Origin of the sequence: Nonomuraea sp. MTCD27 (assembly GCF_041950495.1) — a bacterium.
GTDB lineage: Bacteria > Actinomycetota > Actinomycetes > Streptosporangiales > Streptosporangiaceae > Nonomuraea.
Map to the genome: position 1 here is coordinate 166,064 of NZ_JBGNUW010000013.1, position 13,122 is coordinate 179,185.

13 protein-coding genes are annotated in these 13,122 nt (G+C 71.7%); 5 read left to right on the top strand and 8 right to left on the bottom strand.

What is annotated here, in order from left to right; genetic code table 11:
* Positions 1–113: 113 nt before the first annotated feature.
* Both ACBJ59_RS34075 and ACBJ59_RS34080 read left to right on the top strand, forming a co-directional pair.
* On the top strand, positions 114–533 hold the full coding sequence (locus tag ACBJ59_RS34075; RefSeq protein WP_375114301.1) for a hypothetical protein: 420 nt from the start codon (positions 114–116) through the stop codon (positions 531–533).
* Positions 534–677: 144 nt separating this feature from the next.
* Positions 678–1,298 (top strand): L-threonylcarbamoyladenylate synthase, encoded by a 621-nt coding sequence (locus ACBJ59_RS34080; RefSeq protein WP_375114302.1) that lies wholly within the window; start codon positions 678–680, stop codon positions 1,296–1,298.
* Between the two features lie 15 nt (positions 1,299–1,313).
* On the opposite strand, the gene ACBJ59_RS34085 is transcribed toward ACBJ59_RS34080, so the two are convergent.
* The gene (locus ACBJ59_RS34085; protein ID WP_375114303.1) at positions 1,314–1,775 is read right to left on the bottom strand and encodes a nucleoside deaminase; all 462 of its coding nucleotides are present in this window, start codon (positions 1,773–1,775) and stop codon (positions 1,314–1,316) included.
* Positions 1,776–2,071: 296 nt separating this feature from the next.
* Here ACBJ59_RS34085 and ACBJ59_RS34090 point away from each other — a divergent pair, with 296 nt between their 5' ends.
* Positions 2,072–2,944 (top strand): M23 family metallopeptidase, encoded by an 873-nt coding sequence (locus ACBJ59_RS34090; RefSeq protein WP_375114304.1) that lies wholly within the window; start codon positions 2,072–2,074, stop codon positions 2,942–2,944.
* Here ACBJ59_RS34090 and ACBJ59_RS34095 read toward each other — a convergent pair.
* The 4 genes from ACBJ59_RS34095 to ACBJ59_RS34110 all read right to left on the bottom strand — a co-directional run bounded on the left by ACBJ59_RS34095 (position 2,939) and on the right by ACBJ59_RS34110 (position 8,466).
* The gene (locus ACBJ59_RS34095; RefSeq protein ID WP_375114305.1) at positions 2,939–4,699 is read right to left on the bottom strand and encodes an ABC transporter ATP-binding protein; all 1,761 of its coding nucleotides are present in this window, start codon (positions 4,697–4,699) and stop codon (positions 2,939–2,941) included. The two genes, ACBJ59_RS34090 and ACBJ59_RS34095, sit on opposite strands and share 6 nt — an antisense overlap.
* A 41-nt stretch (positions 4,700–4,740) precedes the next feature.
* Positions 4,741–5,436, bottom strand: a complete 696-nt coding sequence (locus ACBJ59_RS34100) for an ATP-binding cassette domain-containing protein (RefSeq protein ID WP_375114496.1) — start codon at positions 5,434–5,436, stop codon at positions 4,741–4,743.
* The gene (locus ACBJ59_RS34105; RefSeq protein ID WP_375114306.1) at positions 5,394–6,470 is read right to left on the bottom strand and encodes a hypothetical protein; all 1,077 of its coding nucleotides are present in this window, start codon (positions 6,468–6,470) and stop codon (positions 5,394–5,396) included. Before ACBJ59_RS34105 ends, ACBJ59_RS34100 begins: the two co-directional genes overlap by 43 nt.
* A gap of 169 nt (positions 6,471–6,639) precedes the next feature.
* Positions 6,640–8,466: an LVIVD repeat-containing protein gene (locus ACBJ59_RS34110; protein WP_375114307.1), complete on the bottom strand. Its 1,827-nt coding sequence runs from the start codon at positions 8,464–8,466 to the stop codon at positions 6,640–6,642.
* A gap of 203 nt (positions 8,467–8,669) precedes the next feature.
* Here ACBJ59_RS34110 and ACBJ59_RS34115 point away from each other — a divergent pair, with 203 nt between their 5' ends.
* Positions 8,670–9,308 carry a DUF305 domain-containing protein gene (locus ACBJ59_RS34115; protein WP_375114308.1) on the top strand — a complete coding sequence of 213 codons (639 nt, stop codon included), beginning with the start codon at positions 8,670–8,672 and terminating at the stop codon, positions 9,306–9,308.
* A gap of 90 nt (positions 9,309–9,398) precedes the next feature.
* Positions 9,399–9,524 (top strand): hypothetical protein, encoded by a 126-nt coding sequence (locus ACBJ59_RS34120; RefSeq protein ID WP_375114309.1) that lies wholly within the window; start codon positions 9,399–9,401, stop codon positions 9,522–9,524.
* A 74-nt stretch (positions 9,525–9,598) separates the two neighbouring features.
* Here ACBJ59_RS34120 and ACBJ59_RS34125 read toward each other — a convergent pair whose 3' ends face one another.
* Genes ACBJ59_RS34125 through ACBJ59_RS34135 form a run of 3 tightly spaced genes read right to left on the bottom strand, consistent with a single transcriptional unit; the run spans position 9,599 to position 13,067 of the window.
* On the bottom strand, positions 9,599–11,344 hold the full coding sequence (locus ACBJ59_RS34125; protein WP_375114497.1) for an acetyl/propionyl/methylcrotonyl-CoA carboxylase subunit alpha: 1,746 nt from the start codon (positions 11,342–11,344) through the stop codon (positions 9,599–9,601).
* A gap of 2 nt (positions 11,345–11,346) precedes the next feature.
* The gene (locus ACBJ59_RS34130; RefSeq protein WP_375114310.1) at positions 11,347–11,532 is read right to left on the bottom strand and encodes an acyl-CoA carboxylase subunit epsilon; all 186 of its coding nucleotides are present in this window, start codon (positions 11,530–11,532) and stop codon (positions 11,347–11,349) included.
* Positions 11,529–13,067 (bottom strand): acyl-CoA carboxylase subunit beta, encoded by a 1,539-nt coding sequence (locus tag ACBJ59_RS34135; RefSeq protein WP_375114311.1) that lies wholly within the window; start codon positions 13,065–13,067, stop codon positions 11,529–11,531. The genes ACBJ59_RS34130 and ACBJ59_RS34135 overlap by 4 nt, the downstream gene beginning before the upstream one ends.
* Positions 13,068–13,122 lie beyond the last annotated feature (55 nt).

Below are 13,122 nucleotides of genomic sequence, written 5' to 3' on the forward strand. Positions count from 1 at the left end.
GTGCCGCGCCAGGCACATCGGCCGGTGCCGGCACACGCGCTCGGTGTCCGCGGCGAGGGCACAGCTCGCTTCCAAGTCGGGCGCAAGTTCCGGGCGGTACTCCTGGACGGGTGATGAACCATCGTCTGACCCGCGTCCTGGCCGGCCTGGGTGCCGCCGGCGTCGTGCTCACCGCGCAACCCGCCCCCGCCTCGGCCGGCCCCACCAGCTGGAAGTGGGGCGCCCTCCACTCCACCGACGGCATGGCGACCGCCCGGGGCAAGGTCGTCGTCGGCCAGTCGGGGCTCGTCGTGACCGGCTACCTCGACGACACCTACGGCAAGGGCTGCTCGTGGGTCCTCATCAAGTACCAGAACGCGAGCAACGGGCGCCGGCGTACGCACGGCGTCTACAACTGCACGGCCGGGACCGGCTCGTTCCGCAAGAGCGTCGGGGGCGTCCTGCAGATCTGGGCGCAGGTGTGCCGGGGCACGTCCAAGCGGCCCGTCGGCAGGTGCTCGCGCTGGAAGACCATCTACACGCAAGGAGGATGACCCCGCCCTACGTGGCCGGGCGGCGGGGCCGGTCGGCGGCCGGGACGCTCAGGACCAGGCGACCGGCAGGGAGTGCACGCCGAAGACGGGCATCTCGTCGCGCAGCGGCAGGATGTGGTCCGCCGCGCTTCTAAGATCCGAGGTGTGGCCAGATACTTCGACGTGCATCCCGACAATCCCCAGCCTCGCCTGATCAGCCAGGTCGTCGACACCCTCAACGCGGACGGGCTGATCGCGTACCCGACGGACTCCTGCTACGCCCTCGGGTGCCGGCTGGGCAACAAGGAGGGCATCGACCGGATCAGGGAGATCCGCGACCTGGGCAGCGAGCACCATTTCACGCTGGTCTGCAGGGACTTCGCGCAGTTCGGCCAGTTCGTTCTGGTGAACAATGCGCTGTTCCGCCTGATCAAGGCGGCGACTCCGGGCGGTTACACGTTCATCCTGCCCGCGACCAAGGAGGTGCCGCGGCGGTTGCTGCATCCGCGGAAGAAGACGGTCGGCGTGCGGATCCCCGACCACGTCGTCACGCAGGCGCTGCTGGCCGAGCTCGGCGAACCGCTGCTGTCCAGCACCCTGCTGCTGCCCGACGAGGCCGAGCCCATGACGCAGGGCTGGGAGATCAAGGAGCGGCTCGACCACGTGGTGGACGCGGTCATCGACTCGGGCGAGTGCGGCGCCACCCCGACGACGGTGGTCGACTGTTCGCAGGGCGAGCCCGTGATCCTCCGCCGGGGCACCGGAGACCCGTCCCTCTTCGAGTAGGGCCCTGACGGCCCGTCAACGCCCGCCGATGTCCTCGCTCCACACGCCGGGGTTCTCCCGCTGGAAGCGCGTCATCATGGCCCGGCACACCTCGTCGTCGAGCACGTCGACCTCGACACCCCGCGAGCGGAGGAAGTCCACGTCCCCCGAATAGCTCTCCCGCTCGCCGATCACCACCCGCGGGATGCGGAAGAGCAGCACCGCGCCGCTGCACATCTCGCAGGGCGAGAGCGTCGTGTACAGCGTCATGTCCCGGTACGACGCGATGCGGCCGCCGTTGCGCAGGCACGCGATCTCACCATGGGCGATCGGGTCGCCCCGCTGGACGCGCTCGTTGTGCCCCGAGGCCACCAGCGCCTCCCCCAGAGCCAGCGCCGCCCCGATGGGGATGCCCCCGTCGTCGAGGCCCTTCCTCGCCTCGGCGATCGCGACCGCCATCATCGCGCCGTCCGTCTCCGACCGCGACCGGGAACCCATCCGCCCTCCCGCCTGCCGGGGACTCCGCGTCAGGGTCCTTCCCCTCCTGCCCGCCCCTCACCCCCGGCCGGGGCCACGGCGCGCGGCGCGGAGCCAATCTCGCCGAGAGTCCCCGCGGTACCAGCTCGTCGGCGTAGTGGACGGTCACCACGTGCACGCTGAACGGCCACCGCCCCGTCATCCTCGTACCTTTCGGCGCAACCCGTTAGGCCGGAAACTTTCACGCGATCAGGGATTGATGAAGAGAACTTTCGGAGTTATCTTCACGATCATCCCCCCCAGTTCACGAGGTGAGCATGATCGCCGGTAAAGCCCCAGCCCTTGCCCTCCTGATCCCGCTCGCGTTGGCGCTGCTCCCCCAGGCCGCCTCCGCCGACCCCGTCGAGGCCCTGGCCACCGCCCACAAGAGCCCGTTCAACTGCGGAAAGACCTTCAACGCCAACAACTGGTACCCCGGCCACAGCCCGTCGGGTTCCCTTGACTGGCAGGACTACGGCGGCGACGACATCAACGGCGAGACCGTACGCGCCACCGCCGCGGGCACCGCGTACTTCTACGACGCGGGGAACACGAGCTACGGCAAGTGGGTGGAGGTGCGGCACGCCGACGGCAGCAGGACCCGTTACGCCCACCTCGCCACCATGGCGCGGGGAGCCGGCGGCTCGATGAGCGTCGGCCAGGGCACCACGATCGGCACGGTCGGCTCCACCGGCGGCTCCACCGCTCCCCACCTGCACTACGAGCAGCGCACCACCACCGGCGCGGTGGACACCAGCCCCACCGTGGACGGCGTGACCGTGTCCCTGGGCGAGAAGAAGGCCATCACCAGCACCAACTCCTGCGGCGGCAACCCCTACACGCCCGAGGAGGTCTGCGGCGGCGGGTACGCGGTCATCGACTCGGCCGGCCTCACCGGCGGTCGCACCTACCTGCTCTACAACTCGGGCAACGGCTACAACTGCGTGGTGACGCTGAAGACGACGAACGTCGGATCGCCGTCGTCGATGTCGGCCTTCCTCGAGCCGGAGGGGCAGACCAGGACGACGAACTCGGGGAGTTTCGGCTATTACGCGGGACCCGTCAAGCGGTCCGCGCCCGGCGTGTGCGTCAAGTGGGGCGGCTCCGTCGGGAGCAGCTCGTACACCAGTCCCTTCGAACACTGCTCATGACCTGTAGGCGGCGGCCTGGAGGTCGTACAGGCGGGCGTACCGTCCGGCGAGGTCCATGAGCTCGGCGTGGGTGCCGCACTCGACGATCCGCCCGCCGCCCAGCACGACGATCAGGTCGGCCATCCGGATGGTGGCGAACCGGTGCGAGACCAGCAGGGTGATCCCGCCGGTGGCGTGCTGCCACTCCCGGGCCGCCTCCGCGTAGCGCTGGTAGACCTCGTGCTCGGCGGCCGCGTCCAGCGCGGCCGTCGGCTCGTCCAGCACGGCGAGGAGCGGCGTGGACCGCATGAACGCCCGTGACAGGGCGATCTTCTGCCACTGGCCGCCGGAGAGCTCGGTACCGTCGCCGAGGGCCTTGCCGAGCCGGGTCTCTTCGCCCTCCGGCAGGCGGGCGAAGACCTGGGCGGCGCCGCCCTTCTCGGCGGCCCGCTCGATCTCCCGCATCCTGGGCAGGTCGCCCACGCCGACGGCCTCGCGGGCCAGGAACGGGAACCGGCTGAAGTCCTGGAAGGCCGCGGTCACCCGGTCCCGCCAGCCCGCGGGGTCCAGCTCGGTGAGGGGCGTGCCGTCCACGGTGACGGTCCCGGCGGTCGGGCGGTAGAACCCGCACAGCAGCTTGACCAGGGTCGTCTTCCCGCTGCCGTGGTCGCCGACCAGCGCCACCGTGGCCCCGGCCGGGAGGTGCAGGTCGATGCCGCGCAGCACGGGCGGCCCGCCGTAGGAGAAGTCCACGCCGGACAGGGTGATGCCCTCGCGGAGCCGGTCGGGCGGGAAAACCGTCCCGCTGGTGCTCGTCCCGTACAGGTCGCGCAGCCAGAGATAGTGACCGACCATGGTGAGGCCGCGGGCGGAGCGGGTGATCGCGTTCGTGAGCAGGTCGAGCTGCCCCCTGATCTGGCCGCCGAGCGTGGCCACCAGCAGCAGCGCCCCCGGGCTGACCGCGCCCGACAGGGCCAGCCGCGCGGTGAGGAACAGGGCGCCGATGAAGGCCAGCACGAAGACGAGCGAGCCGGCCAGGTTGAGGCCGCCGACGGCGAGGGTGGCCCGCCAGAGGATCGCGGTCCGCTCCTCGCGCAGGCGGCGCGCGAGCGCGGCGGCGTGCGCGCCGGAGGTGCCGAGCCGGAGCTCCTTGGCCGCGTTCGCCTCGGTGATCATCGTGAAGAGGTGCTGTTCGGCCCGGTTGTGCTCGGCGGTCTCCGCCCTGGCCGCCTCGGTCCTGCGTGCGGCGGTACGGGTGAGCAGCATCGAGGGCACCGCGAAGAGCGGCAGCACGAGCAGCACGGGATGCACCCAGGCCAGCAGGACCGCCGTGACGACCAGCCAGAGCCCGCTCTGCGCCACGGTGAGGGACTGCATCCCGGTGACGACGGTCCGCGGGCCGAGCCCGCGGATCTGCTCGATCCGGCGCAGCGACTCCGTGTCCTCCAGGTGCGCGGTGGTCGGCAGGGTCGCGCACCATCGCATGATCCGCCGGTCCAGCACGGTGCCGACCTCGCCGCCCAGCAGGCCGGCCTGCACCTCGATGACGCGCCCACCGGCCAGCACGAACGCGCCCGCCGTCGCCGCGCAGAGCGCGCCGCCGATCAGCAGCGGACGGGACCCGGACAGCACGCCGTCCACGATCCACCGCAGGCCGAGGGCGGTCAGGCCGGGGGTGACGGCGCTCAGCGGGGTCAGGACGAGCAGCAGCCACGTTCGCCCGGGAGCGTGGCGCAGGCACTCGGCCAGCAGGGTACGGAGCTCGGCGGCCCTCATGCGCCCTCCTCGGACCGCCGGGTTCGCGGGTGGGACGGCCCTCATGCGCTCTCCTCGAACTGCCGGGCCTGGAGGTGGAACATCCGCGCGTACTCCCCGCCGGCGGCGAGCAGCTCGTCGTGGGTGCCGTCCTCGGTGATCCGCCCGCCGGACAGCACGACGATCCGGTCCGCCTTCCGCACGGTGGAGAACCGGTGCGAGATCAGGACGACGGCCGCCCGCTCCCGCACCTGGCGGATGCGGTCGAACGCCTCCAGCTCGGCCTCGATGTCCAGGTTGGCGGTCGGCTCGTCCAGCACGAGGAGCCGCGCTCCGCAGGCGGCCGCCAGCGCCGCCCTGGCCAGCGCGATCTTCTGCCACTGGCCGCCGGACAGGTCGCCGCCGCCGGTGTACTTGGGCGAGAGCACCGTCTCCCAGCCCTGGGCCAGCCTCTCGATCATCGCGGTCGCGTCCACGGCGGCGGCCGCCGCCTCGACCTGCTCCCGCGTGGCCCGCGGCGCCGCGATCCTGATGTTCTCGTACGCGCTCAGCTCGTACCGGTTGAAGTCCTGGTAGACCGCGTACGCCGTGGGCTCGGTGACCACGGTGCCGCTCAGCGGCCGGTGCTGGCCGGTGAGGAGCTTGGCGAGGGTCGTCTTCCCCGCCCCGTTCACGCCCACGACCGCGATCACCTCGCCGGGCCGGAGGGTCAGCGTCACGCCGTCCAGCACGCGGACGTCCCCGTACCCGAAGACCACGTCGCGCAGGGCGACCTCGCCGCCGGCCGGTCCGGGCGGCGGCTCCAGGCCGGGGGCGAGCGCGCGGATCCGGGTGACCGCGTCCACGGCGGGCATCGCGACCTCGTCCAGGTCCTCCCCTGGCTCGACATGGAGATGACGAACATGGCGGAGACCGCGCCGATCGTCGCGGCGATCCGGCCCACCGACACCTCGCCGGAGGTGGCCACCGCCACGTACACCACCGACGCGGTGGCCGCCCATCCGAGGAAGACCGACAGCTCCCGCCGGAGCAGGGCGACCCTCGACTCGATGACCTGCCGCATGGCCTCGGCGATGTTCTCGTCCGCGTGCTTCTCCAGCCAGCCGGTCAGCCCGAAGATCCGGACCTCCTTGGCGTCCCGGCTGTCCGACATCATCGCGGCCCACGCGCGCCCGCGCAGCGCGGCCGGCATGGTGCCGGACACCACCCGGAAGAACTCGCGCCACATGCCGGCCCGGTGACGGCCCAGCAGCAGCGCCACCGCGGCCGTCGCCGGGCCCCACCACCACACCACCGAGGAGAGCACCAGCATCGCCGTCACCAGCCCGGCCATGGTCAGCCCCGCCCGGAACCGGCCCACCGCCGCACTGCCGATGCCCTCGTCGGTCCAGGTCAGCAGCGGCGAACGCATGGTCGACAGCTTGTCCTGGACGGCGACGTCCGCCACCCGGTCCAGGGTCGGCAGCGCCAGCACCCGGGAGGTCAGCTCCTCGCGGACCGCGGCGTCGATCCGCCGTCCCACCCGCTCGGCCAGCGGCCGGCTCATCGAGCGGAGCACGTTGCCGGCGACCAGCAGCGCGCCGAGCAGCGCCAGCATCGTCCCGATGCCGCTCCCCAAGGCGTCCCGCCGGGCCGCGCCCTGCGCCAGGCGGCCCACCAGCTCACCGGTCACCAGGGCCACCGCGGTCGGCTCCACCAGGAGGAACAGCTCAAGGAGGGAGACGGCCGTCAGCCACGGCCAGCCGGCCAGCCGGAGGAAACCCAGAAGACGGCGTTTGGGAGATGGGGCCACGAATCGCCACTTTATCTACGTCATTGACGCACTTTCCGCTGAATTTTCCTGGCGGGATTCGCGAAATGCTGCGGTATTTGCAGAATTTCGACGACATTTGCGGCAACCCAGCGAACGGCGAAAGGGGCGCCCCTGGCGGGAGCGCCCCTCGTGGTGTCGTACCGCCGTGCTAGTCGAGAGCTCTGGCCAGGTCGTTGAGCGCCTTGGCCAGGGCGGCCTGGGCCGGGTCAGAGGTCTTGAGCAGCCGGGCCGCGGTGCGCAGCTCGATCGCGGCGATCTTCTTCAACCGCCGGTCGGCCAGTCGCTCGGCCGAGTCGATGAGCCGGTCCACCGCGATGGCGGTGCCCTTCCGCATCGTGCCGGCCCGCTCGGCCTGCACCTGGTACGCCCGGACCAGCTCGAAGCTGGGCTGGTGGACCACCTGCGGCTGGTGCTGGGCGTTGAACACGTCGTACCTGACCTTGGCCGCGGCGGCGATCTCCGCCTCCGCCAGGTCCTTGGTCGGGGTAAGCGCGAAGACGTCCAGACCGCGGGCGATCTCGGAGCCGTACACGCGCCCGTTGTAGTAGTACGCGGACCAGATGCCGCCGGTGAACAGCTGGGTGGCGCTGATCGGGCCCCGGTCGAAGAAGGCGATCTCCTTCGGGTTGGCCGAGTCGGTGAAGTCGAACGCCGACACGCCGCCCTGGTACCAGCCCTGGACCATGATGTCCCGCCCCGGCACCGGGATCAGCGACCCGTTGTGCGCGACGCAGTTCTCCGTGGTGGTCTGCACCGCGGGCATCTTGTAGTAGCTGCGGAACTCCATCTTGCCGTTCACGATGTCGAAGATGGCGTTCGCGCCCCACGACAGCTCGTCGGTCTCCCGGCAGCGGGCGCCGGTGCCGCCGCCCCACTCGTCGGTGAAGACGACCTTCTTCCCGTCGTTGCTCAGCGTCGCCGAGTGCCAGTACGCGAAGTTGGGGTCGGAGACCTCGTCCAGCCGGACCGGCGCGGCCGGGTCGGTGGTGTCGAGCAGGATGCCGTTGCCCGCGCAGGCGCCGGCGACCAGGTTCAGCGCCGGGAACGCGGTGAGGTCGTGGCAGGCGCTGGTCACCGGCTGCGGGGACCAGTTGCCGCCGGACGGGTGCGTCGGCGCGGGCGGGGTGTTCTGCAGGCCGTTGATCGCGCCGGTCGCCGGGTCGGTGAACACCCGGGGCTGGCTGACGATCGCCGCGTTCTGCGGGGCGGCCAGCGGGACCTTGATGACCTCGATCCGCCACAGGGCGGTGTTCAGGTCGGTCGCCGGCGCGTTCACGCAGCCGGCCAGCTCCTGGGCGTTGCGCACCCCGGCGGTGCCGGAGACGTAGATGTAGACGTTGTCCCGGTCCTGCTTGCCGGTCACCACGCTGTGCGTGTGCGAGCCGCGGCAGGTCTGCACCGCGGCGACCTGGACCGGCTGGGAGATGTTGCTCACGTCGAAGATCCGGACGCCGCGGAAGCGCTCCGGGTTCACGGAGCCGGGGGCGCCCTGGGTGCCGCAGTCGAGCCGGCCCCGGGTCTCCTCGACCGACATGAAGAGCAGGTTGCCGTACACCGACAGGTCACCCTGGCCGCCCGGGCAGACCACGGAGGTCTTCAGGGCCGGCTGGGACGGCTGGGAGATGTCGTAGATGTTGAAGCCGTGGAAGTTCCCGACGAACGCGTGGTTGCCGGCGAGCGCGAGGTCGGAGTTGGCGAATGCGAGATTGCCCGGGTTGTCGGGCTGGAAGAAGCCCTCCGGCCGGTTCTGGTGGCCGACGAGCTGCAGCCCGCTGGCCGCCTGCTGGGCGTCGAGCCAGCCGGCGCCCAGGCCGACCCGCGGGTCGGCCTGCTGCGTGGCCGGATCGGCCGGAAGCGGAGCCGGCTCGGCTGACACCGCGGCTGTGGGCAGTATCCCGGCCAGGATCACCCCCGCCGCGATCACCGCCAGGCCGCGTAACCCGGCACGTCGTCGTGCCGTACTGATCTCCTGCATGGGTCGCACCCCTCCTTTTCCGGTACTTCGGCGTGACCCAACGCGCCGTGCCGCAGCCCGGAACGGCCCAGATGTCCGACTGAACCGTCAGATATCGGCACGACGGTTATGCGGACACTAAAGTAATTTGGTGAGCTGAGCTATATGCTGTCCGATTTTCCGGATATATCCGATATGTGGCACTTTCGAAGCGAGCGTCCTTCATGATCTCGTTACGCCTTCTCGTCCCCTCGCTCCTGATCGTGGCCGGCGCGCTCACCGGGTGCACGTCCGGCGGGTCCTCCTCCTCCGTGACCGTCGTCCAGCCGGGACGGCCCGGCGAGACCGGCCAGGTGGTGCCGCTGGACGAGATCGAGCAGCCCGGCACCGGGCACACCGCCGCGGACGTACGGTTCATGCAGGGGATGATCCGCCACCACGCCCAGGCGCTGGAGATGACCGGCCTGGTCGCCGGGCGGGCCAAGAGCACCAGCCTGCCGCGGCTCGCCAAGCGCATCGACGTCTCCCAGCGGGACGAGATGGACCTGATGGTGCGCTGGCTGCGCGACCGCATGGAACCGGTGCCCGGCGCGGACTCCGCCCACGACCACGGCGGCGCGCTCATGCCCGGCATGCTCACCGACGCCCAGCTCACCGAGCTCCGGGAGGCCAAGGGCGAACAGTTCGACCGGCTCTTCTACCGGTACATGATCCAGCACCACACCGGCGCGCTGCAGATGGTGGAGCGCCTGTACACCGAGAAGGGCGGCCTGGAGCCGGAGATCGACCAGTTCGCCACCCACGTCGACTCGGACCAGCGCATCGAGATCGCCCGCATGCGGCAACTCCTCGACGCCCTCTGAGCCGGCCGCTCACCTCCTCCTCGGCAGGCGCGCCAGGACATGGCCTGACCAGGGGATTTCGGGTCGCGTCCGCGGGTAGGCGCATGCGGTATGAGGTTCGGAAGGTGGGATGTCACACCGCTGGGCGGGTGGACGGGGTGCCTGGCGATGATCGTCCTGTCGATCCTGCTGTCGGTGGTGCTGACCGTGGTCATCAACCTGCTGCTCCGGCCCTAGACGGGGTGCCCGGCGGTGAGGTGGGCCGTCAGGTCGCGGAGCAGGCCGGGGGCGCTCCCGCCACCGCTCCCGGGTCATGCCGGGTCCTTGATCTCGCAGATCACCGCGCCCGCCGTCACCGTGGCCCCGGTCGCCGCGGACAGGCCCACCACGGTGCCGTCCTTGTGCGCGGTGAGCGGCTGCTCCATCTTCATGGCCTCCAGCACGACGACGGTGTCGCCGGTCGTCACGCTGTCGCCGTCGGCGGCGACCACCTTGACGATCGTGCCCTGCATGGGGCTGACCAGCGCGTCGCCACCGGCGGCGGGCGCCGCCGCCGTCCTGGCCCGGCGGGCGGCCGCGGGCTTCCGCGCGCCGCCGGCGGCGGCTCCGAGCCCGGCCGGGAGGACGACCTCCAGGCGCTTGCCCGCCACCTCGACCGTGACGCGCTCCCGCTCCTCCGGCTCCGCAGCCGCGATCTCGCCCGCGTAGGGCGCGATCCGGTTGTCGAACTCGGTCTCGATCCAGCGGGTGTGCACGGTGAACGGCTCGGCGGTGAAGGCGGGGTCCTGGACGACGGCCCGGTGGAAGGGCAGCGCGGTGGGCATGCCGTCGATCTCGTACTCGGCCAGCGCCCGGCGGGCGCGCTCCAGCGCCTGGGTACGGGTGGCCCCGGTGACGATCAGCTTGGCGACCAGGGAGTCGAACGCGCCCGGCACGGTCTCGCCCTGCTCGTAGCCGCTGTCCAGGCGGACACCCGGGCCGGAGGGCGCGCGCCAGCCGGTGATGGTGCCGGGGGCGGGCAGGAAGCCGCGGCCGGGGTCCTCGGCGTTGACGCGGAACTCGATGGAGTGGCCGCGCGGCGCGGGGTCGTCGTAGCCGAGGGGTTCGCCGTCGGCTATGCGGAACATCTCGCGGACCAGGTCGATGCCGGTCACCTCCTCGGTGACCGGGTGCTCGACCTGCAGGCGGGTGTTGACCTCCAGGAAGGAGACGGTGCCGTCCTGGCCGACCAGGAACTCGCAGGTCCCGGCGCCGACGTAACCGGCCGCGCGCAGGAGCGCCTTCGACGACTCGCGCAGCAGCGCCTCCTGCTCGGGGGTGAGGAAGGGGGCCGGGGCCTCCTCGACGAGCTTCTGGTGGCGGCGCTGGAGGGAGCAGTCGCGGGTGCTCACCACGACCACGGTGCCGTGCGCGTCGGCCAGGCACTGGGTCTCCACGTGGCGGGGCCGGTCGAGGTAGCGCTCGACGAAGCACTCGCCCCGGCCGAAGGCCGCCACGGCCTCGCGGACGGCGCTGTCGTACAGGTCGGGGATCTCCTCCAGGGTGCGGGCCACCTTCAGGCCACGCCCGCCGCCGCCGAACGCCGCTTTGATCGCGATCGGCAGCCCGTGCCGCTCGGCGAACCGCAGGACCTGCTCGACCCCGGACACCGGGTCGGGCGTCCCGGGGACCAGCGGCGCGCCGACCTGCTGGGCGAGGTGCCGGGCCCGCACCTTGTCGCCGAGCGCGGTGATCGCGGCGGGCGGCGGGCCGATCCAGACCAGCCCGGCGTCGATGACCGCCTGGGCGAACGCGGCGTTCTCGGCCAGGAAACCGTAGCCGGGGTGCACGGCGTCGGCTCCCGACCGCGCCGCCACCTCGACGATCTTCTCGATCGACAGGTACGTCTCGGCGGGCGTCGCCCCGCCCAGCGCGTACGCCTCGTCGGCCAGCCGTACGTGCAGCGCGTCGCGATCGGGGTCGGCGTAGACCGCCACGCACCCGATCCCGGCGTCCCGGCAGGCCCGCACGACGCGGACGGCGATCTCACCGCGGTTGGCGACCAGCACCTTGCGCAGGCTCACAGGTGTCCTCCAAGATTCCAGCTCGACTCCCGCCAGCCGCGCGGGCCTCGGGCGAGGGGGCGGCGCAACACGCGCCGGGGCCGGACGGCCGGCCGTGGGGCGGGCTCCTGGCGCAGCGTGCGCAGGGCGACGACGAGGGCGGCCAGCTCCTCCGGCGTGGGATCTCCCTTGATCACCCTCATAGCGGGATGTTCCCGTGCTTCTTGGGCGGCAGGGCGTCGCGCTTGCCGCGCAGCAGCCGCAGCGCCCGGGTGACCTCGCGGCGGGTCTCGCTCGGCCGGATGACCGCGTCCACGTAGCCGCGCTCGGCCGCCAGGTAGGGGGTGGCCAGGGTGTCCTCGTACTCGGCGATCAGCTCGGCGCGCAGCGCGTCGGGGTCGCCGGCGGCGGCCAGGCGCTTGCGGTGCAGGATGTTGACCGCGCCCTGGGCGCCCATCACCGCGATCTGCGCCGTGGACCAGGCCAGGTTGACGTCCGCGCCCAGGTGCTTGGAGCCCATCACGTCGTACGCGCCCCCGTACGCCTTGCGGGTGATCACCGTGACCAGCGGCACCGTGGCCTCGCCGTAGGCGTACAGGAGCTTGGCGCCGCGCCGGATGATGCCGTTCCACTCCTGGCCGGTGCCGGGCAGGAAGCCGGGCACGTCCACCAGCGTGAGCACCGGGATGCTGAAGGCATCGCAGGTGCGCACGAACCGGGCGGCCTTCTCCGAGGCGTCGATGTCCAGCGTCCCGGCCAGCCGCATCGGCTGGTTGGCGACCACGCCGACCGGGCGGCCCTCGACCCGGCCGAAGCCGATCACGATGTTCGGCGCGAACAGCGCCTGCACCTCCAGGAAGTCGCCGTCGTCCAGCAGCGCGGCGATGACCTCGTGCATGTCGTACGGCTGGTTCGGCGAGTCCGGCACCAGCTCGTCCAGCGCCAGGTCGCCGGCGGACGGCTCCAAATCGGCCTCGAACTCGGGGTGCGGCGGCTCGTCGAGGTTGTTGTCCGGCAGGTACGCCAGCAGGCCCCTCGCGTAGTCGAGCGCGTCCTCCTCGTCGGAGGCCAGGTAGTGGGCCACGCCGCTGCGGCTGTTGTGCACCCGGCCGCCGCCCAGGTCCTCGAAGGTGACGTCCTCGCCGGTGACCGTCTTGATCACGTCGGGGCCGGTGACGAACATGTGGGAGGACTCGTCCACCATGATCGTGAAGTCGGTGAGCGCCGGGGAGTAGACGTGGCCACCCGCGCAGGCGCCCATGATGAGCGAGATCTGCGGGATCACCCCCGAGGCGCGGATGTTGCGGCGGAAGATCTCGCCGTACAGGCCGAGCGAGACCACGCCCTCCTGGATGCGGGCGCCGGCGCCCTCGTTGATGCCGATGATCGGGCAGCCGGTGCGCATCGCCAGGTCCATGACCTTGCAGATCTTCTGCCCGTACACCTCGCCCAGCGAGCCGCCGGCCACCGTGAAGTCCTGCGAGAACACGCACACCTGGCGCCCGTCCACCGTGCCGTGGCCGGTGACCACGCCGTCGCCGTGGCCCAGCGTGCCCTTGGCGAGGGCGTCCAGCTCCACGAACGAGCCGGGGTCCAGCAGCCGTTCGACGCGCTCGCGGGCGGTCAGCCGGCCCTTGGCGTGCTGCTTGGCCGCCGCGCGCGCCTCGCCGACGTGCACCGCCTCGTCCAGGCGCTCCTTGAGACGGGCCAGGCTGCCCGCAGTGCCGTGCGCTGCCATTCACCACCACCGGGTAAGACTCAGTTTCATATGCACGATACTCAGTATCGCTCCT

What these genes read in the sequence shown, in the direction of transcription:
- ACBJ59_RS34075 (WP_375114301.1), top strand. Translation starts at nt 114, where the DNA reads ATGAACCATCGTCTGACCCGCGTCCTGGCCGGCCTGGGTGCCGCCGGC.
- ACBJ59_RS34085 (WP_375114303.1), bottom strand. Translation starts at nt 1,775, where the DNA reads ATGGGTTCCCGGTCGCGGTCGGAGACGGACGGCGCGATGATGGCGGTC.
- ACBJ59_RS34090 (WP_375114304.1), top strand. Translation starts at nt 2,072, where the DNA reads ATGATCGCCGGTAAAGCCCCAGCCCTTGCCCTCCTGATCCCGCTCGCG.
- ACBJ59_RS34095 (WP_375114305.1), bottom strand. Translation starts at nt 4,699, where the DNA reads ATGAGGGCCGCCGAGCTCCGTACCCTGCTGGCCGAGTGCCTGCGCCAC.
- ACBJ59_RS34110 (WP_375114307.1), bottom strand. Translation starts at nt 8,466, where the DNA reads ATGCAGGAGATCAGTACGGCACGACGACGTGCCGGGTTACGCGGCCTG.
- ACBJ59_RS34115 (WP_375114308.1), top strand. Translation starts at nt 8,670, where the DNA reads ATGATCTCGTTACGCCTTCTCGTCCCCTCGCTCCTGATCGTGGCCGGC.
- ACBJ59_RS34120 (WP_375114309.1), top strand. Translation starts at nt 9,399, where the DNA reads ATGAGGTTCGGAAGGTGGGATGTCACACCGCTGGGCGGGTGGACGGGG.
- ACBJ59_RS34130 (WP_375114310.1), bottom strand. Translation starts at nt 11,532, where the DNA reads ATGAGGGTGATCAAGGGAGATCCCACGCCGGAGGAGCTGGCCGCCCTC.
- ACBJ59_RS34135 (WP_375114311.1), bottom strand. Translation starts at nt 13,067, where the DNA reads ATGGCAGCGCACGGCACTGCGGGCAGCCTGGCCCGTCTCAAGGAGCGC.